The organism is Akkermansia sp., from assembly GCF_020860705.1.
Taxonomy (GTDB): domain Bacteria; phylum Verrucomicrobiota; class Verrucomicrobiia; order Verrucomicrobiales; family Akkermansiaceae; genus Akkermansia.
In genome coordinates this window covers 16,446-42,023 of the sequence record NZ_JAJBTT010000027.1, presented here as the reverse complement: position 1 = coordinate 42,023, position 25,578 = coordinate 16,446, and the positions used below count along the sequence as shown (strand labels likewise).

Here is a 25,578-nt window from a genome sequence, read left to right as displayed (position 1 = left end):
GCAAAAGCCGCGGCGGGAAGACCGAGGCACGCCCCCCAGCCCCAGCTCCGCCCCACCGTTCCCGGCATCCTCCTGCCGGACAGAATCCAGGCGCAGAATGTGACCACCACCAGATTGGGGATGAACCCGAACCGGACCGGGAAGTCCACATAACTCCACAGATGCGCGGCACGATGGAGAGGTTCTATAAACACGGGGAGGATGGAAGCCGCCAGCAGAAGCAGAAACAGCCGCTCACCCCTGTCCGCAGGCACGGATTTCCTCCATACGGCAGTCAGATACACGGCGGCCAGGGCGGCGGGAGCCATTCCCGGCAGACAGGAATACAGGCGTTCCAGGAACTTGGGCGGATCAAACGGCCACAGCAGTTCAAAAAACGTGGGAGGAGTGATGAACAGGGAACGCATGGAATCCCTGCTCATGTCCATCATCGGCAGCCAGTAATAACAGGTGGCCAGCGTCACCGCCGCCGTGTACCAGAACACGCGGGCCAGCCGGGCGCGGCGCTCCTCCGTTCCCTTCAAGGGCAGCGTGTAGGCCCAGGCGAACAACCAGCCGATCACGACCGCCATAAAAGCGCTGTACAGGGAGGTAGCCAGCAGAAAGAGGCCAACGGCGTACAGCCAGCCCCTCTCCCCGTTCACCAGCCGGTAAAGGCCCAGGGCAAACAGGGGGAACATAGCCGCATGATCCAGGAACTGCATGAATCCGTACTTGGTCTGGAAAAATCCGCCCAGGGCGTATCCCGCCGTCAGCAGCACGGTCCAGCATACGGGCAGGGAGGGAAACACGCGCCTCAGGAACCAGGAAGCCGTCAGGCAGATGCAGCCCACGTCCACCAGCATCACCCAGACCATGTCTTTCAACAGGAAGGAGTTCCCCATGGCTACGGCAATCCAGGTGGAGGGAACCAGCAGCTGGTGGGGCAGCGTGGGGCTCACGCGAATGCCCGCCCCTGCATTGACATCGTAGAAAAAGGCCCCGTCGCCCATGCCGGACGTCAGGGCGGACGCATAGTACTTCAAGGTAGGATAAACCAGCTGGCCGTTATCCATGTACTCCAGAAAATGGCCGCCAAGCGGCCAAATCCCCCGGATGGACAGAAACAGGAACAGCGCCGCAAAAGCGAACGCCATGGACGCCAGAGACGTAAATACGGGACGGGAAGAAGCAGGTTCCATGGACTAATCAGCGGACAAACGGTTCAGCAGCCTGGACCAGCCGCAGAGCGTGCGCGCATTCCGCCACGTCATGAACGCGGTGAATCCGGGCGCCGTGCAAGTGGCCCCACACCGTCATCACGGCGGTGCTCAGCGGCGCACGCCCCTGCCCCGTCCCACCCAGAATGGCGCCCAGCATGCGCTTGCGGGAAAGGCCCAGCAGCACCGGACGATCCGCCACCTGCAACCTGTCCATATTGGACAGCAGGGCCAGATTGTGTTCCAGCGTCTTGCCGAAGCCGATGCCGGGATCCCAGCAAATCTGTTCCGGTATCAGCCCGCAGCCCAGCAGAAAATCATAACGTTCCTCAAAATAGCCGCGCACCTCCCGCACCACGTCCCCATAAACAGGGGCGTCCTGCATCGTCTCCGGGCTGCCCTGCATGTGCATCACCACCACGCCGCAGCGCGCCGCCGCACACAGTTCGGCCATGCCTTCCTCCTGCAATCCGGAAATATCATTGATCACGTCCGCGCCCGCTTCCAATACCGCTGCGGCTACGGCGGCATGGCGCGTATCCACGGAAATTACGGCTTCCGTGCATGAACGGAGTTCCCTCACCACAGGAAGCACCCTGCCCAGTTCCTCTTCCACGGAAACTTCCGCGGCCCCCGGCCGGGTGGATTCTCCCCCGATATCCAGAATAAGAGCCCCCTGCCGTTCAAGCTCCTTCGCATGGGAGACGGCCCGTTCCAGCGTATGAAAACGCCCTCCGTCGGAAAAGGAATCCGGAGTCACATTCACAATGCCCATCAGCACGCCGCCGCGTTCCACATTCAATATGTCTCGCCTTACAAGCCAGTTCATCTAATTACGTTCTTGTCAAAGGCACTATACATCACTTTAATGAGTCAGAAACACTTTTTTCATCATGAAAATATTGCCTTTGCTTTTAATCGTTCCCCTGGTCATGACGGCCGGAGCCCTGGCGGCCAGCCAGGACGATTTCAATGTCCAGACCGCATCCTCCCGCACGGTCAGGCACGAGGATGGTTCACGCAGCTATTTTGAAAAGACCGGGAACGGCAAGGGAATGAAAAAGCTAACTTACAACGCCCACAATGTTCTCGTTTCCGTCACCCTTTACACCAGGGGGCCCTTTGGAGAACTGCGCTCCTGCCTGATCTTCGACGGCCAGAAGAACGAACTCTTTTTCGTACGCTATGGTTACGACGGCAGCGCCAACCTGAGAGAGGAGCAGATGTTTGATTCCAAAACCAAGGAACTCGTGCGCCGCTTCCTTTACACGTATGACGCCATGGGCAACCGCAGCAAACCTGTATGCATCACGCTGGTCAAGACCACCAAGGACATGGAAAAGCATGCCGTCCCCACCGCTCCGGAAAAGGACCCCTTTGCCGACGATTTTAAAAAGAAGAACAAGTAAGGTCCGGAACATCGGGAAGGCCTGCGCATCATTTGCTCCTGCCGACCGTTCCGCTTTCCAGCCGGCCGCCGTCCCTGTGATGAGCGGCCGGTTTTGTTGCACGCGGCATGGGAAAAACATGAAGGTTCCGAGGTGAACGTTCCCTTTTTACAAGGACAGCCTCTGCATGAAAGGCAAGCCCGTCTCCAGAACCTGCCGGGTTCCCGTTACAATCCCCTTGATCCATCGCGCACCAGACACGGCAACGGATTCAGGGCCTTTCCATGAAAAGCGCCCCTATTCTCCATCGCTGGCTTCCAGCTTGTTCCGCCAGCGGCGAGCCACCCAGGGACGCACCAGCCCGTAAAGCAGGTAAATGGAGAAAATGACCGCGGGCATCACCCACGGGAATTTGAGAATGCAGATGACCGTCAGCACAATGAACACGATCGCGTACATCGTTCCGCGCGTACGCATGTTGATATGCTTGAAGCTGGGATAAATCACCCGGCTCATCATCAATACGGATACTCCGGCCATCGCCAGGGCAATCACGTACTTGAACACGCCCAGGTCCATGGCGCCATTCGGAGCCCTTCCCGCCAGGTACATCACCAGGTACATGGTGGAAACCACGGCTCCCGCCGCCATCGGAACGGGCAGCCCCACAAAATCGCTGCTCTGACCTTCCTTCCGGGGAGCGGCCGCCATGCAGTTGAACCGCGCCAGGCGCAGGGCGGCGCAGAGCAGGTACAGGATGCCTATGCCCCAGCCCACCTCCGGCGGAGAAAGCTGGAACAGGACGGCCTTGGCTACCAGCAGCGCCGGAGCAATGCCAAAGGAAACGATATCCGCCAGGGAATCAAATTCCCGGCCGAAGGGACCGTCCTGCCCGCGCAGGCGGGCAATGCGGCCGTCAAACAAATCGAACAGGCACGCCGCGAAAATCAGGAAAGTGGCATTCTGGTAATAGGAGAAGGCCGCCACGGCATCGCTGTCCGCCTGGTTGATTCCTTCAAAAATCGTCAGAATGGCGAAAAACCCGCACACCAGATTCCCCGCCGTAAACAGATTCGGCAAAATGGGAATCTCAGGTTCCTCCGGAAAAATCTTTTTATCCATGATCGGTGTCCAGTGGGGACGCCCCGCTTGGGGCTTACCCGTTAATGATGTTGCGGGCCGCCGCCGCCAGCGCCTGGGGATCGGCATCCTGCGGAGCGGACCCGCGGGCCTGATCCGCCCGGCCGCCCCCCTTGCCTCCGGCAAGAGCGGAAACCTCGCGGATCATGTCTCCGGCGGACAATCCGTCCGCAATGGCATCTTTGCCACAATAAGCGCCCAGGAGCAAGGATGAACTATCCACGCACAGCAGGAAGGCGGCGCCCGCATACTGGCGTTTTTTCAGTCCGTTCAACAATTCCTGAAGCAATTCCCCGGCTCCTTCCGCCACCTGGATCAGGGAAGCGGGATCATCGGAAAGCCATTCATTCAGCAGGGCGTCCGCTTTGGCGGCAGACTGGCCTGCACGGGCTTTTTTAAGTTTTTTCTCCGCATCCAGCGCCGTCTGCTTGAAATGCTCCACGCTGGCGTCAAAACGGGCCAGGGAATCATTCACCGTCCTGATGTCTGAAGCCCCCAGGGCGGACAACCCCGGCTTGCCTTCAATCGTGGGAACCGGAACCTGCTCCAGGCCCATGTCCCCAAGCTCATAATTGACTTCCTTGATTTTTTCCACCGCCTTGGCGATTTCCAGGCTCTTGGCGACGACATGCTGGCGGATCATTTCCAGGGCAGCATCTCCCGTCATGGCCTCAATACGCCGCACTCCGGAGGCGATGGCCCCTTCGCTTTTAATCTTGAACAGGCCGATATCCTTCGTATTGGCAATGTGCGTTCCACCGCAGAACTCCATGGAAACGCCGTCCAGAACGTTTTTGCTGCCGCCCACCTGGACGACGCGCACCACGTCCCCGTACTTGTCCCCAAAGAACTGGGCAATCGCGGAATTGCCCTTCACGTCCGCATAGGCGCGTTCCGTGCAGTACACCGGCAGGGCAGCCTCAATCCAGCCGTTCACCTTCTCTTCAATCAGGCGGAGCTGCTCCGGCGCAACGGCGCCGCTGTTAAAGTCAAAGCGCAGGCGGTCTTCCGAAACGAAGGAACCCTGCTGGGCCGCATCCGGGCTAACCACCTGGTGCAGGGCGCAGTGAAGAAGATGGGTGGCGGTATGGTGCGCCTCCACGCGGCGGCGGCGTTCCGCGTCAATGCTCAAATGCACGCGGTCGCCGGGTTTTACGTCCAGCCCTTCCCGGGCTTCCACCACATGGGCGCGGGCATTACCGACCTGCTGGACGGCGACCACATGGTAGCTGTCCCCGCCGATCTCAATCAACCCGGCATCGGAAACCTGGCCACCCATCTCCGCATAAAACGGAGTCTTGTCCGTAATGATGAACAGGGAATCCCCCTGGCAGCTCACCTCCAGCACGGTGGCGGAGCATTCATCCACATCATACCCCGTGAATTCCGTCACGGCGTCCGTCTTCAAATCCAGGGCGCGGACCACCTCGCTCTTGCGGGCGGCGCGGGCGCGCTCGCGCTGTTCCTCCATCAGCCTGTTAAACCGCTCCATGTCAATCTCCAGGCCGCGTTCCTCCGCAAGCAGGGCCGTAAGGTCAATGGGGAAGCCGTACGTATCATACAGCTTGAAGGCAAACTCGCCGCTCACCTTTCCGGCGGAAGCCGTTTCCGCATCAAACAATTCCAGGCCGCGGTCCAGCGTTTCATTGAAGCTGGCCTCTTCACGGGTCAGGACTTCCTTGACGGTAGCGGAGCGGGAGGACAGTTCGGGAAATACCTGGCCAAAGGAAGCCACCAGCGTATCCACCAGTTCCGCCAGGAACGGCTGGGTGAACCCCAGGCGGCGTCCGTAGCGCACGGCGCGGCGCAGAATGCGGCGCAGCACGTAATTACGGCCGTTGTTGCCCGGCAGAATGCCGTCCGCTATGGAAAAACTGAGCGTGCGCAGATGGTCGGCAATCACGCGGAAGGCGATCGCCTCCTGAAGCGCATCATCCTGCGCCCCCACCCTTTTGGAACCGGGAGCCGGATAAACGTCCACATACTTCCGGCCGCTCAGGACTTCCAGGCGGTCAAACAGGGGTCGGAACACGTCCGTGGCATAATTGGACGGCTTGCGGGAAAAATCCTTGAACCCGTTCGTGCACTGCATGATGGAGCATGCACGTTCAAAGCCCATGCCCGTATCCACGTGGCACGCCGGAAGATTGCGCATGGAGCCGTCGCTCTCCGCATTGTACTGGATGAACACCAGGTTCCAGATCTCAATGCACTGGTCGGAATCCTTATTCACCAAGCTCCCCTTCGTATTCCCCTCCGGGGTCAGGTCTACATGCAGCTCGGAACAGGGGCCGCAGGGACCGGTCTCTCCCATCATCCAGAAATTATCCTTCACGTTGCCGTGCACGATCTGCACTTCCGGGTCCAGCCCGCGGGAACGGAACAGCTCCGCCCAGTAATCCCAGGCTTCCTGGTCAAACTCTCCGGGATCTCCCTTGCTCTTGTCCGGAGCGTACACCGTGGCGTACAGGCGCTCCGCCGGGAACCCCCACCGTTCCACCACCAGTTCCCAGGCCCATTGAATGGCTTCCTTCTTGAAATAATCCCCAAAGGACCAATTCCCCAGCATCTCGAAAAACGTGTGATGGTAGGAATCATACCCCACATCCTCCAAATCGTTGTGCTTGCCACCGGCGCGGATGCACTTCTGGGTGTCCGTGGCGCGGGCGGGCGTCCACGGCGGAGTCCACACGCCCAGGAAATACGGAACAAACTGGTTCATGCCGGCATTTGTAAACAACAAACCGGGGCTCTGCGGCATCAAAGAAGCGGAGGGCACGACCGTGTGCTGTTTCTCGCGGAAAAAGTCCAGAAAACTTTGACGTATCTCGGTGGCGGTCATCATATCAATCAATTGGAAAAGTAAAAGTCGCCGGATTATGCCCGTTCTTATCCCGTTAGTAAACCGCTAATTCCTTCCTCGTCATGCCGGCTTCATTTTTACTTGTAATAAATTATACATGCGTATAAATAAAGACATGAAAAAGCTGGTGATTCTCCTGATTCTTCTTGGTGCAGCAGGAGCGGCAGCCTGGTTCATTTACCGGGAAACCCCGTCAGAGCCTGAGCAGGAAGCCGTTCTTTACGGCAATGTGGACTTGCGCCAGGTGGATCTGGCCTTCCTGATCTCCGAACGCATTGATTCCGTGCTGGTGGATGAGGGAGACACGGTCGTCCCCGGCCAAAAACTCGCCACGCTGGAAACGGTGCGCCTGCAGCAGGCCGTGGATGAAGCGCGGCAAACGGCGGAAGCCGCGCGCCAGAACTACCTCCGCGTCAAAAACGGCCCCCGTACGGAAGAAATAGCCCAGGCGCGGGCAAACGTGCAGGCGGCGCAAGCCACCCTGAACAACGCCGCCTTGCGCAGCAGGAGGCTGGTGGCGCTGGCTGAAACCAAATCCATCTCCCGCCAGGAAGCGGACGACGCCGTAGCCTCCGAACACGTGGCCTCCGCCAATCTGGACGTAGCCAGAAAACAGCTGGAACTGCTGCTGGCCGGCTCCCGCGTGGAAGACATCGCCCAGTCCCTGGCCCAGTACAACCAGGCCAAAGCCAACCTGACCATCAGGGAACAGAACCTGAAAGACGCCGTGCTCTACGCCCCCGGCAACGCCGTCGTCCGCAACCGGATTCTGGAAAAAGGGGACATGGCCTCCCCGCAGAAACCGGTTTACAACCTCTCCCTGAACCACACCAAATGGGTCAGGGCCTATCTGACGGAATCCCAGCTTGGCAAGGTGAAACCCGGTTTTTCCGCCACCGTCCGCAACGACAGTTTCCCGGATACGGATTTCAAGGGAACGGTGGGCTTCATCTCCTCCGTGGCGGAATTCACCCCCAAAAACGTGGAAACGCCGGACCTCAGAACGGCGCTGGTCTATGAAGTGCGCATCATTGTGGATGACCCGGACAACCGTCTGCGCCTGGGAGCCCCCGCCACGGTCATCATTCCGCTGGACCAGACAGCCGGACAGCAGCCTCCGGAACAGCCCCGGTCATGAACGCTGACCCCCAGCCCCTGATCGACTGCCGGAACGTCCGCAAAATGTTTCCGGATCCGGGGGGCGTTCCCTTTGCGGCGGTGGACGGCGTCTCGTTCCGTCTTTCCGCCGGGGAAATCGTGGGGCTGCTGGGGCCGGACGGGGCGGGAAAAACCACCCTTATCCGCCTGGTCACCGGCCTGATGAAACCGCACGAGGGCTCCATCTCCGTCCTGAATCTGGACTCCGTGAAAAAAAGCCGGACCATCCAGGCCTCCATCGGCTACATGCCCCAGAAATTCGGACTTTACGAGGACCTCACCGTCCGGGAAAACATGGAGCTTTACGCCCGCATGCACGGCGTTTCCGGACAGGACCGGGACAAACGCTTCCGCAGGCTGCTCTCCATGACCAACCTGGAACGCTTCACCACACGTTTGGCCGGCAAGCTTTCCGGCGGCATGAAACAGAAGCTGGGGTTGTGCTGCTCCCTGATTTCCTCCCCTCCCCTCATTCTGCTGGACGAACCCACGGTAGGAGTGGACCCGCTCTCCCGGAGGGAGCTGTGGAACATTCTGGGGCAATTCTCCCATGACGAAGGCGTGGGCGTCCTGGTCAGCACCTCCTACATGGATGAATCAGCCTACTGCAACAGAACCCTCATCATGTATCAGGGCCGCCTGCTCATGGATGCGCCGCCCGCGGATGTCATCGCCCGCGCGGAAGGCATGTGCGTCACCGTGCGCACGCCGGAAGGCCTCCATGCGCGCCAGTTCCAGAGCAGGCTGGCGGCACTGCCCGGCATCATCAACGCCACCCCCCAGGGAAACACCGTCCGCATCATCGTACCCCCGGACCATCCTGCCCGGAAAAAACTGGAGGAATACCGCCCGGAACCGGGGCAGCCGGATTTTTCCGATGGCTTCATGACCCTGCTGTCCGGACAAATGGACCTCACTCCGCAGGACGTTCCCGTCCCCACCGGAACGCCGGAGCCGGAGCCGCCGGAAACCGGGGACACCGTCATCCAGGTGACGGACCTGGTGAGGAAATTCGGCAACTTCATTGCCGTCAACCACGTCAGTTTTTCCGTCCGCATGGGGCAGGTCTTCGGGCTGCTGGGCCCCAACGGAGCGGGTAAAAGCACCACCTTCCGCATGCTCTGCGGCCTGCTGCCCGCCAGCGGCGGCACGCTCAACGTGGCCGGGGCGGACCTGAGGACCGCCGCCGCCCGGGCACGCAGAAAAGTGGGATACGTGGCCCAGAAATTCTCCATGTACGGTACGCTCACCACCCGGCAGAACCTGGAATTCTTTTCCGGGGCCTATGGCATGGCCGGAAAGGAACGGCAGGAAGCCATCCGGTCCATGGAGGAGGAATTCCACCTTACCCCGTACATGAACGCCCCCGCCGCCCACCTGCCCGGCGGCTACAAGCAGCGCCTTAGCATGGCGTGCGGCCTGCTCCACTCCCCGGACATCCTCTTTCTGGATGAACCCACCTCCGGTGCGGACCCGCTGGCCCGGCGGGACTTCTGGCTGCGCATCAACTCACTGGCTGAAAAGGGCGTTACCATCATCATCACCACGCACTTCCTGGGAGAAGCGGAATTCTGCGACAACATGCTCATCATGATGGACGGAACCACGCTGGCGGAAGGTTCCCCGGATGAAATACGCCAACATGCCCCGCCCCGTGAGGACGGATCCCCGGCCTCCCTGGAAGACGCTTTCCTGGCCATCACGGAGGAACATATGAAACAGGGAGGGGAAGAATCATGATCGCCTCCCTCAAAAGAATAGGCGCCCTCATCGTCAAGGAACTGCACCAGGTGCTCCGGGACCCCGGCAATGTGGGCATTGCCGTTATCCTGCCCGCCGTGCTCCTGCTCCTCTTCGGCTACGGCATGAGCATGGACATCAAAAACGTGCGCATTGCGTACCTGGCCGTCCCGGCCTCCAGCCAATCCACTGATCTGGAAACGCGGCTCACCCTCTCCAAATACTTCCAGACCACGCGCGTCTTCTCCTCCCGGGAGGCGGAAGAACGGCTGCGCACGCATCAGGCGGACGCCTTCATCGCCCTGCAAAGCGACGCCCCGGACACGCTCAACGGAGGCATCACGAAAATCCAGATTGTAGTCAACGGCGTCAACGCCAACCAGGCCACCCTCATCCGCAACTACCTCCAGTCCGTCGTCAGCTCCTGGGCGGCCTCACTGCCGGGACAGTCCGCCCCGGCCCTGGAAGTACAGGCGCGCACCCGCTTCAATGAAGCCAACGACAGCCACTACTACCTGGTTCCCGGCGTCATCGTCACCATCATGACCATGATCGGCGCGCTGCTCACCTCCCTGGTCATGGCGCGGGAATATGAACGGGGCACGCTGGAAAGCCTCTTTGTCACTCCGGTGGGCAGCGGGGAAATCCTCACCGCCAAGGCGGCCACCAACTTCCTGCTGGGCATGGTCAGCCTGGCCATCTCCATGGTCTTCGCCGCCTTCGTCTTTGACATCCCCATCCGCGGCTCCCTCCTGCTGCTGCTCGCGGTCTCCGCCCTGTTCCTGGTGGTGGCCCTCGGGCTGGGCCTGGTCATCTCCACCGCCACGAAGAACCAATTCCTGGCCTGCCAATTCGCCATCATGGGCACCTTCATGCCGGCCCTCATGCTCTCCGGCTTCCTGTACGACATCCTCAACATGCCTCCGGCCGTCCGGGCCATTACCTACCTCATTCCGGCCCGCTACTACGTCACCCTGCTCCAGACCCTCTTCCTGGCCGGGGACATCCCCTCCGTCATCATTCCGTGCTGCATCACGCTGGGCGTGTTTGCCGTCGTCCTCATGGGCATCGCCCGGCTGAAAGCCCCCAAATCCCTTGAATAACGCCATGGACTTCCTTGTAAGAATAACCTCCCTCGTCAAAAAGGAACTGCTGGCCGTCCTCAGGGACAAAAAAAGCCGGATGGCCCTCATCATCCCGCCCATCATCCAGATAGGCATCTTCGGCTACGCCGCCACCATGAACGTCACCCGGGTTCCGTACGCCGTTCTGGACAAGGACGGCGGGGAGGCGGCCACCCAGTACATCGCAGACCTGGAGGGTACGGGCATCTTCCGGAGGCAGGCCACGGCGGCCACGGAAAAAGACATCGACCGCCTGATTGACAATCGTAACATCGTCGTGGGGCTCACCATTCCCCCGGACTTTTCCCGCAATCTCCAGACGGGGCGTCCCGCCTCCCTCCAGCTCATTGCGGACGGCCGCAACACGAACACAGCGGCCATCGCCCTCAGCTACGCCCAGCAAATCGCCGCCACCTTCGGAGCGGACCTGACGGCCAAAAGCGGAGGTTCCTCCCCAGTGCAGATAGAATCGCGCGCATGGTTCAACCCCAACCTCATCACCCGCTGGTTCATCGTCCCGGGCCTCATTGCCGTGCTCGTGCTGATCAACTCCGTCCTCTCCGGCGCGCTCTCCATCGCCCGTGAACGGGAGGAAGGCACCTTTGACCAGCTGCTGGTAGCCCCGTACAATCCGGGGGAAATCCTACTCGGGAAAGGAATAGCCACCGTCATCACGGGAATCATGCAGGGCGTCTTCGTGGTTCTGGTAGCCATGTTCTGGTTCCGCATCCCCTTCCAGGGGTCCATCTGGCTTCTTTCCACGGCCATCCTGCTCTTCATCGCCACGGGAGCGGCCATCGGCCTGTGCATCTCCTCCTTCTCCCGGTCCCTGCAACAGGCTATCGTGGGAACCTTCCTGCTTGTCGTTCCCACGGTCATGCTCTCCGGATTCGCCACGCCCATCTCCAGCATGCCCGAATTCTTTCAGGACCTCACCCTGCTCAACCCCATGCGGTACGGCCTGGAACTCATCCAGCGCATCTTCCTGGAGGGGGCGGGATTCATGGACCTGTGGCCCCTCTTTGGAGCCATCGTGATCGTTGCCGCCGGGGCCGTCCTCGCCGCCATCTTCTCCTTCCATCACAAAATTTCCTAACCTCCCCCCGCCAGTTTCCACAATCCTCGTCCCCCGGGAGAGGATCCTGCCCGGTCTTTGATCTTTCGTCTTTGATATTTTATATTCCCCAGCCTTCCAATCCCGTCACCTGCATAAAAATACTTGCATCCAGCCCGGTTTTTCTATTCTATCTCTCTCGTTCCTTGGGAACATGGGCTCGTCGTTCAATGGATAGGACATCGGTTTCCGGTACCGACGATGTAGGTTCGATTCCTACCGGGCCTACCAGATTTTCAATTTTAGACCCTTGCAAAACCCTTGATTTTGCAAGGGTTTTTCATTTCTTGCTTCCATTCCGCTCCATACTATTTCATAAAATGATAGTACACCGAACGGAACATGTACCATTCATTCAATGGTACATCTCATGACTTCCAGTGGTCAGTGAATACGTTTTTCCCATGGCGGCTATGAGGCACACGCAAGCAGGGAATACATGCGGCAAGCTTTCCATGGATTTTCATGAACTCCTAAAACAACATGGATTCATTGAAAACATAGATAAAAGTTCACTTCAAGGAAACAGAAGAAAACAAGCGGAATTGAGCTTTCATAGCTTGCGGGCTACGGCTGTAACAGCCTTGCGTCTTGCGGGAGTTTCCCCTGACTTGTGCAGAACCATCGTTGGACACGATAGCGAAAAAATGGACCGTGTTTATTTCCACCCTGACATTGCGGCCATGAACCATCTTGTCTTGTAACAAACAGCCTTCTGATTTACTGCTTACGCAAAGGCAAGTTCGATGACCACGCGCCGGTCTGTTTCCGGGTTCCCGTGAACGGTTGATTGTCCGGTGATTTGTCCATAGCGCATGATGTCCCACAAGGTAATCTTGTCGTTCTCGCTCATTTCAAGCTTGGAGATTCTTGATTGCGTGCACCCCATGGCCCGCGCCATGTCCGCTTGAGTCATTCCCGCCTTGATACGCATGCGGGTGAGCATCACGCTGATGGTGCGGCGTTTCTTCATTTCCTCAATTTCCCCCGGAAGTGCCGGGTCAATAGCTTTCAAGAGGTCTTTCATGCTTCCCTCTTTCTTTGTGCGAATGTTCGTTTTCATTGTTTTTTATCGGTCCAGTTGCTTGATGAAGTTTCTGCAATAGTTGTTGTCCGCCTGCTGACTGGCCTTATCGCCGGCGCAAAGAACGTAGATGGTGGAATCAACTACATAGGCATATAGATAAAGGCGTGTTTGAGCAACGGATTTGATAGGCTGTTGAGTGATAGCGTGACATCCGGACGTTTCCCGATGGACAAAGGGAAAGTGCGTGAGCAACAACGGATTGTTGTGCGTCTCCAATTCATCCTTGTAGATGTCCAGGTTGAGAAGCATCTGCTTTGTTTCCCGCGGATAGCGTTTGAGCAACCGCTTCATATCCCGGATAAACTGTTCTGAATGTTGGAGCATCCATTGACCCATAAGCAAACTATATTCCAAAATGGAATATGTAGCAAGACGTTTTTTTATTATCCTTTTTGCCATCTGCACTTACCTTCAAGTTCTGTCTGGCAACTGATGCGGCGCGAATCCTCTTAGCCTAAATCAGTAATTTGAGGCGGAAGCCTGGAATACCCAACCATAGACCCCGGTTCTTGACCGGGGTTTCTTTTTTGTGTCGTTGACTGACATTAGTTCCCCGGAATGGAACACGCCCCGGAACATCATTGTACCCCTATACAGGCGGAACAATGGGACACCTCTATTTATATATATCTATTATATTAAATATAATATGTTATATATGTTCCATTTCCTGTTCCACCCCCGGAACAAGCTTTTTGCCTCTTCCCCTGCCCTGTTGTTCTTCTCTGGAAAAGCATGCACAGCGTATGACACGGGCCGGAAAGAGGTGCACAGAATGCCAATGATGCCCAGCCCCTGCAAACGTGACAGCCTTCCCGGGGTGTGTCTATGGGGAGGAATGGACGACGCACTTGACATGATTGACCGGCATTCTGCTGACTTCTAACGCCGAGCCTCCGACCTTGCCAAACAGTACGCCGGAGGAAAAACAATTACCGTTTCCGAAGCCGCAAAGATATTGCATGTTCACCGGAGCACCGTTGAACGCATGGTTGAAAACGGGGTACTGATTGCATTTGCGCCCGGCGGAAGAAAAAAGTTTCTATTTAAGGAACAGGTCAGAGATTACTTGATTCATCTATCCTAATCCTTTTTTACAAGTTTCTATGTATTTTTTGAATAGATTGAATCAAAGCTTTAAACAAAATTCGTATTGAAGTGCAGATCAAAAGCAAGTTCTGCTTGATAACCAAGATGATTCATAGGTTTTAGGATCCATAGTGTTCTCGTTGGTTTGTACCCTATGGTTATTGACTGAAAGGATAGTAAAACTTTATGAGCCAGCAGGCATGCCCCTTCTTCCCCTGGTAAGAATTTGACGCGTTCTTGCAGGACCCACCTTACAGGAAGCGTTTGCCTGCAACGAGGGTTCACTCCCATAAACGGATTTCTTCACACGCTTCCCATATAGTCGTAACGGCATTCCCACGCTTGCCACTTTACGGAAAGCTTGCCGTCCGATTCAAGGCATTGCAGGCAAACGCCCTTTCTCTCCCCTAATCATCCCGATCTTCGTTTGATTTACGGCACCCGTATCTGCTCCGGACCAAGCTCAAAAGAACGATGCAACACTTTATGCGGGATGGCCTCTGCAAAAAAATTTTTGACATTCGCCGGCAAATTATCTAATTAATTACGTAATCAGTTACGTTTTTAACAACAAAAAGCCGGGAATATGGATTTCTTCAACCAGACAGGCAAAATGGCCATCGGCAGCAGGCTGCGGATGCTGACGGATAAAATAACGAATGACGCTGCCCTGATCTTCCGGATGTACGGCGTGGATATCCGGCCTAAATGGTTCCCCGTATTTTTTGTCCTCTCCCGGGGGGAGGCAAAAACCATCACCTCCATTGCCAAGGAAATCGGGCACTCTCATCCGTCAGTCAGCAACATCGTCAAAGAAATGGGTGCCAAGGGCCTGGTGAAAGAAAAGAAGGATAAGGCTGACGGGAGGAGAAACCTGATCATGCTGTCCGCCAAGGGTAAAAAAATGTCTGATGTCATGGCGGAACAATATCCCGACGTGGAAGCCGCCGTGGAACAAATTTCCCGGCAAACCAAAAACGATTTGTGGCGGGCCATTGAAGAATGGGAAAACCTGCTGGCGGAAAAAACCTTGCTTGAGCGGGTGAAGGAAGCAAAAAAAGAACGGGAAGGCAGGGACGTAGCCATCGTCCCCTACGCCCCCCGTTACCAGGCCGCTTTCAAAGTGCTCAATGAAGAATGGATCACGGCGCATTGGCGGATGGAAAACCCCGACCATCATGCACTGGACCACCCGCAGGAACACATTCTGGACAAGGGCGGTCATATTTTTGTCGCGCTTTACAGGGAAGAACCGGTCGGTGTTTGCGCCCTGTGCAAAAAGGACGATCCCGTTCACCAGTATGAACTGGCCAAACTCGCCGTCAGCCCCCAAGCCCAGGGAAAAGGCATTGGAATGCAGCTGTGCCGGGCCGTCATCCAAAAGGCGAAGGAACTGGGATGCAAAAAAATCTTTCTGGAAAGCAATACCCTGTTGCGTCCGGCCATTCAGCTATACAGGAAAGTAGGATTCAAGGAAGTCGCGGTATATCGCCCGTCCTACGAAAGAGTCAATATTCAAATGGAATTGGAGCTTTTATAATGGACCATTCACTCTCCGCCGCCAGTACTGCCGGACAAGGCCCGGAACGGTGAATGCTTTTCAAAACAACGATAAGACCATCCTTTCCGGGAGAAACATCTCTTACCCCCGTGATGAAGCACGGCGTCATCCCCTGCTGAACGGACAGAAAGCAGATCATGCCGCCATCATTTTCCCCAAAGAATGGGGCAACGAGGAAAGAACCATCATTTTTTCATCCGTCAAAAAATGTTCATGACGACTCATATCTCTATCAAATGATCATTACTTGTCTTTCGATGAATCAGTTTGGTATCTTCCGAACAAACGTCATCAAATGACACGAAGATGATTCCTCCCGTTTGAGAGCTGGACATCAAAACGCCAAAACAATCAAGGCCATAATCATCCCTGTCCCTGGGATTGTCTATGAATTTCATGATCATGTTTTGATCCTCGCCGCCATCGGTCGTAATATGGTCGCCAATTTCAATCTTTTCTCCGGAAAAATACTTCTTCATATCCTCGCTCTGATATTCTATCCCGATCTAATCATTTAACAAATGGATTCCACGGATGACAATCCGTTCGTTGGAAAGAAAACCTTGCTCTCATCCCTGTACTATTGGCGTTACTTTACGCATTCGGGCGCAACAGAAAATGAAGGCGCATTAAGAGGAGCGCATGAGGGTTCCATGGAGAACGTTTTCATCTCCCTTATTTCTCATCACGTGGTGTTTCCCTGACGGATCTTTCCTGTCTCGTTCCCGTACATCGGGCATCACCCCTGCTGAATGGAACATATCGTTATCCATAGGGATAACTAAACTAACAAATGATGAATCGGTTAAACAAATGTTCCTTAAACCCTTCTATCATGCTGCAAAAATAGAAACTCACCCTTTTCGCAAAAGTCTACTTCAGCGGGAAATATTTCCCATTTTCCCGCGTTTTCCAAAATCCTCCCTTCTTTTACTTCCAGTCCTTTCTTTTCCCCGTCCAACTGGACTTGAAGGACAAACTGCGTTAGGATGCGTCCTGCCATTTTTTCCAGATCCCCCCTTCAACGGGAGCTGTGAAGCGCACCCATGAAACAGAGAAAAATCATCCATGTGGACATGGATGCCTTCTACGCATCCATAGAACAAAGGGACCACCCCGAGTACCGCGGCAAGCCCATCGCCGTGGGAAGGCCGGAAATGCGCGGCGTAGTGGCGGCGGCCAGCTATGAAGCGCGCCGCTTTGGCGTACGTTCCGCCATGCCCTCCATGAAGGCGCTCCAGCTCTGCCCGCAGCTCATTTTCGTCCACAACCGGATGGACGTGTACAAAACCGTTTCCGCCCAAATCCGCGCCATTTTCCACCGTTACACGGATCTGGTGGAACCTCTGTCCCTGGATGAAGCTTTTCTGGACGTCACGGAAAACAAGCCGGGCATTCCCCTGGCCGTTGACATTGCACGGCGCATCAAAAGGGAAATCAGGCAGGAACTGCGCCTCACAGCTTCCGCAGGCATTTCCTACAATAAATTCCTGGCAAAAATCGCCTCGGACTACCGCAAACCGGACGGTCTCTTTACCATTCATCCCTCCCGTGCCGAGGAATTCATTGCCCGGCTTCCCATTGAGGCCTTCTGGGGCGTCGGCCACGCCACCGCGGAACGCATGCGCGCGCTTTCCATCACCAACGGGGCCCAGCTACGGGAACGGAGTCTGGAATTCCTGGTCCGGCACTTCGGAAAAATAGGGGGCGTTTTCTACAACTTCGCCCGCGGTATGGACGAACGCCCCGTGGAGCCTTCCCGCATCCGCAAATCCGTGGGTTGTGAAGAAACCTACCGGCAAGACGTCACCAAGGAAAAAGCCCTGGAACTACACATCCCCCTGCTGACGGAAGAACTGGCGGGACGCCTGGCGCGTGCCGGATTCCGCGGAAACACGCTCACGTTGAAAGTCAAATTCCCGGACTTCATCCAGAAATCCCGCAGCATGACCGTGCCGGAGCCATTGACGGAGAAGGAGGACATCCTGCCCCTGGCCCGGACCCTGATGGAAGACCTGGATTCCGGAGACCGCACCTTCCGCCTTTTGGGGCTGTCCGTTTCCCACCCCCGGGAAGACCAGCCGAAAGGAATCTGGGAACAGCTTTGGCTGGACCTGGATTACTAATCCTCCCACAGAGTCCCATATTTTCAGACCTCTTCCCTTAAAATCCACCTTATCCACAAGATATTGTCGTATGAATGAGCGAAATCCGCTCTGACCCGGTCATAGCTACGTATGAATCAGGAAGAACGGAAAAACTGGACATCATGGATAGGAACGATTGCCGAAGGAGTGGCAGGAGTCATGGCCGTGGACGGGGGAATTCCCGCCTCCCAGGACGTGCCTGATCCCGGCCCTTCCCAAACGCGCCGCCCTCTCACGGAAACCGAAAAGCGCATCATTGAGCATCAGGGAACGGAACCGCCTTTTTCCGGGGAATTCGTCAATTGCTTTGAGCAGGGCACCTATTCCTGCCGCAAATGCGGAGAACCCCTGTTCCGGTCGGAAGATAAATTCGACGCCGGATGCGGCTGGCCCTGCTTTGACGATTCCCTGCCGGGTGCCGTCAGAAGCATTCAATCAGGCCAGGGACGGCGCACGGAAATCACCTGCGCCCACTGCGGAGCCCATTTGGGACACATTTTCACCGGAGAACGCCTGACGCCGAAAAATACGCGCTACTGCGTCAATTCCCTCTCCCTGGAATTCCAGCCAGCGTTGCAGCCGGCCATGGCGGAGACTCCCTATTGACGCCTGCACCGCGGAAAAGAACCGGCAGGAAGAAACGCGGCACTGAAATATTCATTTCCATGCCCGCGTAATGTGGGATCATGAGCATGATCCCTCTGCGCATCATCCCGGTCCTGCTGACCCTTTTTCTGGCGCAAGCCATGGGAGGAGAACCCAGAATAGCCATTCTGGGAGACAGTATTCCCTATTCGGGACAGTGGCCCTCCCTTGTGGAATCAGCCCTGCGGCAAACACCGGCCTACCGTCATGCGGAAATCGTCAGCATGGCCCTCCCCAGTGAAACGGTTTCCGGCCTGTCAGAGCCGGGCCATGCCGGAGGCGCCTTTCCGCGTCCCTGCCTCCATGACCGGCTGGACTCCATTCTTTCCAAATACAAGCCCACCCTCATCATTGCCTGCTACGGCATGAACGACGGCATGATGCAGCCTTTTTCCAAAGCCGCCTTCCATGCCTTTAAAAAAGGCATGGAACGTCTGAAACAACGTGTGGAAGACGCCGGGGCCCAGCTCATCGTCGTTACCCCTCCCCTCTACATGGCGGATACTGCGGACAAGGATTCGGCCCATTACAACCAAGTGCTGGATACCTATGCCGCCTGGCTGGTAAGCCGGAAAAAAGACGGTTGGAAGGTGGTGGACATGCGTCCGGAACTTGCCCGCCAAATCAGGGAAGAGAAAAAAAAGAACCCCCAGTTTATTTATGCAGGGGACGGCGTGCATCCCGGCCAGGAAGGGCACGTCATGATTGCCAGGGCCGTCTGGCCGCCCCTCGCCGCCATTCTGCGCGCGCCTGCCAGCGTCCGCTTTCCGGAGGGGGATGATTTCAAGAAAATCCAGGAAAGGCATCATCTCCATAAACTGGCGTGGCTTACGGAAACAGGGCATCAGCGGCCCGGCATCCCCAAAGGCGTTCCCGTCGCCGTCCTTCCATATCTCCGGGAGGGGGTGAACGCTTCGGAATGGAATGGTTTCCCTTCTATTCAATTCAAGGTAGAGGACAGGAATGCCACCCTTGTTCTTCCCAGGATCCCGGCGGAAAACCGGCCGTGGATATGGCGGCAGGAATTCTTCGGCCACGCCCCCCAGGCTGACGTGGCCCTTCTGAAGGAAGGCTTCCATGTAGCTTACGTGGACGTACAGAACATGTACGGCGCACCCTGCGCCATGAAAATCATGGACACGTTTTATGAAACGCTGGTCCGGGACTACCGCCTGTCTCCCAAAACGGTACTGGAAGGATTCAGCCGCGGCGGCCTGTTTTCCTTTAACTGGGCGGCCCTGCACCCCGGACGGGTAGCCGCTATTTATGCGGACGCCCCCGTTTGCGACATAGCGAGCTGGCCCGGCGGCCAGGGAAAAGGTAAAGGCTCCCCGGAAGACTGGCTCCGCCTGCTGGGCGTTTACGGCGTCACGGAAAAGGAAGCCCTGTCCGGAAAGCTGAGCCCCGTTAACAACTTGGCTCCGCTGGCCAAGGCACGCATCCCGGTCCTCGCCGTGGTGGGGGATGCGGACGACGTGGTTCCCCTGGAGGAAAATATGGCCGTAGTGGAACGGAAATACCGTGCCCTGGGCGGCAGCATTCAGGTAATTCATAAACCGGGAGCAGGCCATCATCCCCACAGCCTGCCGGACCCGGCCCCCATTGTGGATTTTATCCTTAAATCCGTTCGCAGGAGCGGGGAACCCGGAGTGCATCGGGAAACTTCTGTATCCAGATAACCTCTTTCCATCAATAAAAAACACCCTCTTTCACCACCTCTTTTCCCGGCACCGTGGAACAGGGGGGATTAGCTTGACTTTCCTGTAATGTCGCCTATTCTGGTTCAAGCATTATTTGCAACCACTCACACTTATTATGACCGACCGCAGAATTGTTATCACCGGCATCGGCGTGATCAGCCCCCTGGGCAATGATCTTGCATCCACCTGGGAAGCCATGAAGGCTGGCCGCAGCGGCATTGACACCATCAAGTCCATGGATGTCACCGACTACTCCACAAAAATCGCCGGTGAAGTCAAGGATTTCGATCCGTCCCCCTATTTCAAAACGCCCAAGGACGCTCGCCGCGTGGACCGTTTCACGCACTTTGCCATGGGCGCCGCCGGAATGGCTCTCAAGGACTCCGGCATGGATCTGGAAGCGGAAGACAAAACCCGCATCGGCGTCATGGTGGGCAGCGGCATCGGCGGCCTCGGCACGCTGGAAAGCCAGCACGCCTCGCTTCTCTCCAAGGGACCGGCCCGCGTGTCTCCCTTCATGATTCCGTACATGATCAGCAACATCGCCTCCGGCCTCATCTCCATGGAATACGGCTTCGGCGGCCCGAACATGTCCATTGTCACGGCCTGCGCCACCTCCAACCACAACATCGGGGAAGCTTGGCGCATCATGAAATTCGGTGATGCGGACGTCATGGTCTGCGGCGGCGCGGAAGCAACCATCCTGCCTACGGGCGTGGCCGGGTTCAGCAACATGAAAGCCCTCAGCTCCCGCAATGATGAACCCCAGCGCGCCTCCCGCCCGTATGATGTGGACCGCGACGGCTTCGTCATGGGGGAAGGTTCCGGCGTCGTCATTCTGGAAACGCTGGAACATGCCCAGAAGCGCGGTGCAAAAATCTATGCGGAACTCGTCGGCTACGGCATCTCTGCGGACGCCTACCACCTGACCGCTCCGGACCCGGAAGGCCGCGGCGCCGCCCGCTGCATGCAGATGGCCCTGGAACACGCAGGCATGAAGCCGGAAGACATTGACTACATCAACACCCACGGCACCTCCACCCCGCTGGGCGACATTTGCGAAGTCAAGGCCATCAAGGCCGTCTTTGGCGACCATGCTAAAAACGGACTGCTCATCAGCTCCACCAAGTCCATGACGGGCCACCTTCTGGGCGCCGCCGGCGGCGTGGAACTGGCAGCCTGTCTCATGGCCATGCAGGACAACATTATTCCTCCCACCATCAACGTGGACAACCAGGACCCGGAATGCGACCTGGACTGCGTGCCCAACAAGGCCCGTGAGGCCAAGGTGAACGCTGTCCTGAGCAACTCCTTCGGGTTCGGGGGTCACAACTCCTCCGTCATCGTGAAGAGATTCTCCTGATCCCTCAGAAAACTCCTTCCCGGCGGAAGCGCTGATGTTTGTGTTCCCCGCAGCCATCGCGTTTCCGCCTTCTTTCTTTTACAGCCATGTCTTCCAAGACGCACCAGGATATGCTGCTCATGCGCTGGGCCCTGTTTTCCGTAACGGGGATCATCCTGATCGTGGTGCTGTATTCTCTGGGAATCACGCCCGCATGGGCGCAATCCCTGAAGGAAGCCATGGCCCCCGCTCCGTTCATGCTGGCTCCGGAAGCCCCCGCTCTTTCCCCCAGCGTGGGATTCCTGCTGTGCATGGCGCTGACGCTGGCCCTGGTTTACGACCTGCTGCTGATCCGCGGAACACTCCGCAAAACGGCCGTTCTGGCCGTCTTCCTGCTCCTGCTGGCCTGCTTCACCCCGGTGCTCGGGCTGTGGGGTGTTTTCTTCAATGCGATTCCATGCCTGCTTTCTGCGGGAAGCGCTGGAGCACTCGCCATCTTATGGCCCCAGCCTTCTCCGGGCCAACCAATCTCCGAATCTCCGCCCACTCATGAATAATCTGGATTACCCTCTCCCCGTGCTTGAACTGGTAACCGCCCTCAAACAACTCCCGGGCATCGGCACCCGAGGAGCGGAACGCATGGCCCTGTGGATGCTCCAGGGGCACATGGGGGAAGCGGAAGCGATTGCCCGCACTATCGGGCAGGCGGCGGACCATGTGACTCCGTGCCCCGTCTGCGGCTTTTTCAGCACGGCTGGAGAAGCCTGCGTCGCCTGCCGGGATGAGGAACGGGACAGCCGCCTCATCTGCGTGGTGGAACAGGCCACGGACGTCATCCCCATTGAGCGCAGCAGCGCCTACCGCGGGCTGTACCACTGCCTGGGCGGAAAGCTCTCCCCTCTGGACGACGTGGAGCCGGAAGACCTTAACATTCACGCCTTGGTGGAACGCGTCACTCGGCAGCCGGGCTGTGAAGTCATCCTGGCGACCGGATCCGATGTGGAAGGGGAAGCCACGGCCACTTACCTGCATCACCTGCTCAAGGATCTGGACTGCAAGGTCTCCCGGCCCGCCCAGGGACTGCCGGCAGGCTCCGGCCTCAGCCACGCAGACACCCTGACCCTGATGAAAGCGCTGGAAGGAAGAACGGTGCTTTAACCGTCCCTTTTCCAGCGGTATGCGGACATCCGGAAACAGGAGCATCTGTAAGAAAATCAACGGAAGCGACCTTTCCCCTGCCGGGTAAAAATACCCGCCCGGAACTCCAATCCGAGAGATAAAAAAACGCTCCCTTTATTACAGGAGCGGTTTGAAAGCATGTACACTGCGGGAAACATCACGCCCTGCGGCATCTGAACAGCAAGGCAGCCAACCCCACCAATCCCATGGAAGCCGTGGCCGGCTCAGGAACTACATTCAGTTCAATGGCTCCCAGGCCGACGTAACATCCATTCGTTTCCGCTCCCCTGTCCAGGAAAAGCTCCATGGTATAAGTAGGCCCCGTTGTCAATATCACCGTTTTATCCAGAGGGGTTGATTCCACCCTCTTTCCGGAAGAACCATTCTGCTGCCCCAGCTCATCCACACTGGCGGGATTATTACAGGTGCCACCACTCCCCCATACGTCAGAAAAGAATCAGAGCAACTGGCGAAGACATCCTCTCCCAATTTCAATTTAAAATCATATGCACCGTAGAGCGGATCCCTTGGAGCTTGGTTGGATCCATTAAATGTAAAGAGATTTAGAGCTATGGAATCAATAATTACATTTTCCGGCACGGTAAAAAACACAGATAGTGTCCACGTACCTCCAGTCCCACATTCACGTTGGGTGTTAAAAAGAGTCAACGTGAGCTGCACTAGTTTTCTGCCCCAGATTGACACCTGAACCATTTTTAAGTATCTGGCTTCCGAAAGTAGCTCCATCTGTGACAGGAGGATCATACAAGGAAGGCATTGTTCCGGGATTTGTTTGATAGACAAAAATAATAACTGCCTGGGTGGAGCCTACAAGCGCGGCAAGCAAGGTGACAAAGAATAAAAGGGGGTCATCTTTAAATATAGGTAACTACATTCATCATGCTTTTCCGTACCACTTCTCTTGCGGCCGGTAACAAGTCACATATAACGGATTAAAAATTCGTGATCAGCCACAGCCGCCATCAAGGAGTCCTATTGATAGGGAATATAAGGATAATAGGGGTAAATAGGGCAATTTTTCCGATCCCTATTATCCTTATATTCCCTATTACCCCTAACCAACTTTTCCCCCCAGAATTTTCCTTTGACTTCAGACTTCAAAACCGCGAACCGTCAGAACATATTTATAAACATCCATAAACATATGACCATGAAGAAAAAAGACATTCATAGTTACGGTTTTTTGCATTTTCCTAGAATCTGATCAACGCCCTCAACTTTCCACAGTCCCAATCCTCGCGTGGCCCGCTTCCACGAATGAACATGGAACACGCGTCAATCCGCCAGGCTATCCACTCTGGCCCGGTCAAAATCCGCCGGACAAATGGTCACATTCACCCGGTCGCCCGGCTTGAGCAGGTCCCTCAAGGGAGCGTTCTTCTTTTCCACAAAAGCCACGGCCGTCTTGCCGTTCGGAAGAGTGGCACGGAAAGCCGTATCCGCAATGCGCTCCACAATAACAGCCACCGTCTGCACCATCTGGTAGGGATAAAGTTTCATGCGGAAAAATCCGGTTACAAATTCATCAGTCCGTTCATCAGTTCACTCCCGGTCTTGAGACCTTTTTCCGTGGCGTCCTGCAGATTGGGCATGACGGGAACAGGAACCTTGTCTGCGGCAGGAATCTTGAACCCGCCGTCACTATTCTCCGTGGCGTCCTTGTCTTTTCCGGCGCCCTTGTTGAACAGGCGCGCCGCCACATCCGCCACTTCCGTCACCTTGCCCATCCCTATCTCCGTCAGACGGTCTCCCGCCGCCTTGATCAGCCGCGTGGACAAGTCCTCGGACGGATTATCCAGCGTGCCCCCAATATTCACATTGGCCCATACCAGATTTCCGCCGGCACCCTGGCGGGAAGCGGAAAACACATCAGAAAAGCCCGGAAGGGATTTCCATACCCCATCGGCCCTCAATCCCACTTGCAGCCTTCCGTTCAATGAACCCTCCTTCCCGATCTCCAGCCAGCCTTCCACCCTCACCAGATTTTCGCTTTCCACCACGATGTCGGAAATATGCCAGACGTTCCCTTCGTAGCGGAACTGGGCGGATGCCTTGTGCAGAGACAGCTGGCGGAACCTGGAAGTTCCGCAGAACAGGGCCAGCCTGTCCAGAATGGGGAGTCCGGTCAACAAGCCGTCCTGCAACCTTGCCAGGCCAACTACATGGGTCACGCCGTTCTGGCCGCCACGCAGGTCCACCCCGCCGCTCATGCTCCCCTGGACATGCTTTTTCCAGTCATTCTCCAGAATGGAAGAAGCGGGAATGCTGTTGACCACAATATTTGCCGTCCAGGAGGAAGAAAGGCCGTCCCAGTCCCCTTTGATGTCCAGGTAGCCCCCGGCATCCGTGGTCAGGCGGCAGGAGGGAACATTCACCCTCCTGCTGGAATGGTTGAACTGCGCCGTGCCGGACATCAGGGAAAATTCCGGACATCCCTTGAAGGGAAGCAGCAGCCTGCCTCCCTGCACGTCAAACTTGTACTGGCTGGAACCGGCGTCATGTTCGCTTTCCACGCGGACCCCGTTCAGGGCATACATCCTGCCGGGGACACCATAGGAAACGGACAGGGAATCAATGCTTCCCTTCTCCAGTCTGAACGTGTCCGGCAGAATATTCTTTTCCACCCAGCTCTTGGGCTTTTCCTCCTTTTCCCTGAAACGGAACGGCACCGGAGCCAGCTGAAGCTTCAACTCCGCAACATTCACGGAAGTAATGACAAAGGCGCGCTTCAGCAAATCCCAGCGGCTGAACTCCGTTTCAATGGATTTTGCCTGAAGGGAGGTTAAAAATTCATGTCCTTCCATCGTCACGCTGTCGCACCGGATGCCGGAGCCGTCCCAGTCCAGCGGAGCTATCGTGGCGACATCCACATTCATGTCGTCCACGGCCGACTGTCCCAGCATGGTTAAAAAATCATCGCTTTTCAAATAAGACCTTACATACAGGTAGGAGCCGGCCACCCCCGCCACAACCAGAACAAGCGCCCCCAGCACGCCCCACAGCAGCAGCTTTTTCCAAACGCTTCCGGTACGGGGCTTTTTTCTGCGTATCCTTCTCATTCTGGACATGGTATCAGCCTAT

General features: G+C 56.7%; 23 protein-coding genes, 1 tRNA gene and 1 pseudogene. 14 read left to right on the top strand and 11 right to left on the bottom strand.

Annotated elements, in window-relative coordinates; genetic code table 11:
- The coding region (locus LIO64_RS05775; protein ID WP_290548487.1) for a YfhO family protein at positions 1 to 1,181 on the bottom strand (1,181 nt) is incomplete at its 3' end.
- Positions 1,182 to 1,188: 7 nt separating this feature from the next.
- Positions 1,189 to 2,028, bottom strand: coding sequence for a dihydropteroate synthase (gene folP, locus LIO64_RS05770; protein WP_290548486.1), 840 nt, complete (start codon positions 2,026 to 2,028; stop codon positions 1,189 to 1,191).
- A 64-nt stretch (positions 2,029 to 2,092) separates the two neighbouring features.
- Here folP and LIO64_RS05765 point away from each other — a divergent pair, with 64 nt between their 5' ends.
- A complete protein-coding gene (locus tag LIO64_RS05765; protein WP_290548485.1) occupies positions 2,093 to 2,608 on the top strand; it encodes a hypothetical protein in 516 nt (171 codons plus the stop codon).
- 276 nt (positions 2,609 to 2,884) lie between these two features.
- On the opposite strand, the gene pssA is transcribed toward LIO64_RS05765, so the two are convergent.
- The gene (pssA, locus tag LIO64_RS05760) at positions 2,885 to 3,709 is read right to left on the bottom strand and encodes a CDP-diacylglycerol--serine O-phosphatidyltransferase (protein WP_290548484.1); all 825 of its coding nucleotides are present in this window, start codon (positions 3,707 to 3,709) and stop codon (positions 2,885 to 2,887) included.
- 34 nt (positions 3,710 to 3,743) lie between these two features.
- Entirely contained in the window at positions 3,744 to 6,572 is a 2,829-nt protein-coding gene (gene alaS, locus LIO64_RS05755) for an alanine--tRNA ligase (protein WP_290548483.1), read from the bottom strand.
- A 115-nt stretch (positions 6,573 to 6,687) separates the two neighbouring features.
- Between alaS and LIO64_RS05750 the strand changes: the two genes are divergently transcribed.
- The 6 genes from LIO64_RS05750 (at position 6,688) to LIO64_RS05725 (ending at position 12,430) form a co-directional block, all read left to right on the top strand.
- Entirely contained in the window at positions 6,688 to 7,728 is a 1,041-nt protein-coding gene (locus LIO64_RS05750; RefSeq protein WP_290548482.1) for an efflux RND transporter periplasmic adaptor subunit, read from the top strand.
- A complete protein-coding gene (locus tag LIO64_RS05745) occupies positions 7,725 to 9,488 on the top strand; it encodes an ATP-binding cassette domain-containing protein (RefSeq protein WP_290548481.1) in 1,764 nt (587 codons plus the stop codon). Before LIO64_RS05750 ends, LIO64_RS05745 begins: the two co-directional genes overlap by 4 nt.
- Positions 9,485 to 10,591 carry an ABC transporter permease gene (locus LIO64_RS05740; RefSeq protein ID WP_290548480.1) on the top strand — a complete coding sequence of 369 codons (1,107 nt, stop codon included), beginning with the start codon at positions 9,485 to 9,487 and terminating at the stop codon, positions 10,589 to 10,591. Before LIO64_RS05745 ends, LIO64_RS05740 begins: the two co-directional genes overlap by 4 nt.
- Before the next feature lie 4 nt (positions 10,592 to 10,595).
- Positions 10,596 to 11,708: an ABC transporter permease gene (locus LIO64_RS05735; protein ID WP_290548479.1), complete on the top strand. Its 1,113-nt coding sequence runs from the start codon at positions 10,596 to 10,598 to the stop codon at positions 11,706 to 11,708.
- A 174-nt stretch (positions 11,709 to 11,882) separates the two neighbouring features.
- Positions 11,883 to 11,957, top strand: a tRNA-Arg gene (locus tag LIO64_RS05730).
- 224 nt (positions 11,958 to 12,181) lie between these two features.
- Positions 12,182 to 12,430 (top strand): hypothetical protein, encoded by a 249-nt coding sequence (locus tag LIO64_RS05725; RefSeq protein ID WP_290548478.1) that lies wholly within the window; start codon positions 12,182 to 12,184, stop codon positions 12,428 to 12,430.
- 23 nt (positions 12,431 to 12,453) lie between these two features.
- Here LIO64_RS05725 and LIO64_RS05720 read toward each other — a convergent pair whose 3' ends face one another.
- Together LIO64_RS05720 and LIO64_RS05715 are read right to left on the bottom strand one after the other, a co-directional pair.
- The gene (locus tag LIO64_RS05720; RefSeq protein WP_290548477.1) at positions 12,454 to 12,753 is read right to left on the bottom strand and encodes a helix-turn-helix transcriptional regulator; all 300 of its coding nucleotides are present in this window, start codon (positions 12,751 to 12,753) and stop codon (positions 12,454 to 12,456) included.
- 42 nt (positions 12,754 to 12,795) lie between these two features.
- A complete protein-coding gene (locus tag LIO64_RS05715) occupies positions 12,796 to 13,212 on the bottom strand; it encodes a hypothetical protein (RefSeq protein WP_290548476.1) in 417 nt (138 codons plus the stop codon).
- A gap of 1,276 nt (positions 13,213 to 14,488) precedes the next feature.
- On the opposite strand from LIO64_RS05715, the gene LIO64_RS05710 reads away from it, so the two are divergent.
- On the top strand, positions 14,489 to 15,442 hold the full coding sequence (locus LIO64_RS05710; RefSeq protein ID WP_290548475.1) for a GNAT family N-acetyltransferase: 954 nt from the start codon (positions 14,489 to 14,491) through the stop codon (positions 15,440 to 15,442).
- 242 nt (positions 15,443 to 15,684) lie between these two features.
- Here the strand turns inward: LIO64_RS05710 and LIO64_RS05705 are convergent, their stop codons facing one another.
- Entirely contained in the window at positions 15,685 to 15,942 is a 258-nt protein-coding gene (locus tag LIO64_RS05705) for a hypothetical protein (protein WP_290548474.1), read from the bottom strand.
- 567 nt (positions 15,943 to 16,509) lie between these two features.
- Between LIO64_RS05705 and dinB the strand changes: the two genes are divergently transcribed.
- The 6 genes and pseudogenes from dinB (at position 16,510) to recR (ending at position 22,455) form a co-directional block, all read left to right on the top strand.
- Positions 16,510 to 17,589, top strand: coding sequence for a DNA polymerase IV (gene dinB, locus LIO64_RS05700; protein ID WP_290548473.1), 1,080 nt, complete (start codon positions 16,510 to 16,512; stop codon positions 17,587 to 17,589).
- Positions 17,590 to 17,769: 180 nt separating this feature from the next.
- Positions 17,770 to 18,180, top strand: a pseudogene (msrB, locus tag LIO64_RS05695) (peptide-methionine (R)-S-oxide reductase MsrB); the annotation flags it as partial.
- A gap of 116 nt (positions 18,181 to 18,296) precedes the next feature.
- Entirely contained in the window at positions 18,297 to 19,934 is a 1,638-nt protein-coding gene (locus LIO64_RS05690; protein WP_290548471.1) for a GDSL-type esterase/lipase family protein, read from the top strand.
- Between the two features lie 136 nt (positions 19,935 to 20,070).
- Positions 20,071 to 21,318 carry a beta-ketoacyl-ACP synthase II gene (fabF, locus tag LIO64_RS05685; protein WP_290548470.1) on the top strand — a complete coding sequence of 416 codons (1,248 nt, stop codon included), beginning with the start codon at positions 20,071 to 20,073 and terminating at the stop codon, positions 21,316 to 21,318.
- An 86-nt stretch (positions 21,319 to 21,404) separates the two neighbouring features.
- Positions 21,405 to 21,854 carry a hypothetical protein gene (locus LIO64_RS05680; RefSeq protein WP_290548469.1) on the top strand — a complete coding sequence of 150 codons (450 nt, stop codon included), beginning with the start codon at positions 21,405 to 21,407 and terminating at the stop codon, positions 21,852 to 21,854.
- Positions 21,847 to 22,455: a recombination mediator RecR gene (recR, locus tag LIO64_RS05675; RefSeq protein WP_290548468.1), complete on the top strand. Its 609-nt coding sequence runs from the start codon at positions 21,847 to 21,849 to the stop codon at positions 22,453 to 22,455. The genes LIO64_RS05680 and recR overlap by 8 nt, the downstream gene beginning before the upstream one ends.
- Before the next feature lie 178 nt (positions 22,456 to 22,633).
- Here recR and LIO64_RS05670 read toward each other — a convergent pair whose 3' ends face one another.
- From LIO64_RS05670 to LIO64_RS05655, 4 genes are all read right to left on the bottom strand, one after another.
- Positions 22,634 to 22,783, bottom strand: coding sequence for a PEP-CTERM sorting domain-containing protein (locus LIO64_RS05670; RefSeq protein WP_290548467.1), 150 nt, complete (start codon positions 22,781 to 22,783; stop codon positions 22,634 to 22,636).
- A gap of 26 nt (positions 22,784 to 22,809) precedes the next feature.
- Complete coding sequence (locus LIO64_RS05665) at positions 22,810 to 23,241, bottom strand: hypothetical protein (protein WP_290548466.1); 432 nt, start codon at positions 23,239 to 23,241, stop codon at positions 22,810 to 22,812.
- 531 nt (positions 23,242 to 23,772) lie between these two features.
- Entirely contained in the window at positions 23,773 to 23,997 is a 225-nt protein-coding gene (locus LIO64_RS05660; protein WP_290548465.1) for a hypothetical protein, read from the bottom strand.
- Between the two features lie 14 nt (positions 23,998 to 24,011).
- Positions 24,012 to 25,565, bottom strand: coding sequence for a hypothetical protein (locus LIO64_RS05655; protein ID WP_290548464.1), 1,554 nt, complete (start codon positions 25,563 to 25,565; stop codon positions 24,012 to 24,014).
- Between the last annotated feature and the right edge of the window lie 13 nt (positions 25,566 to 25,578).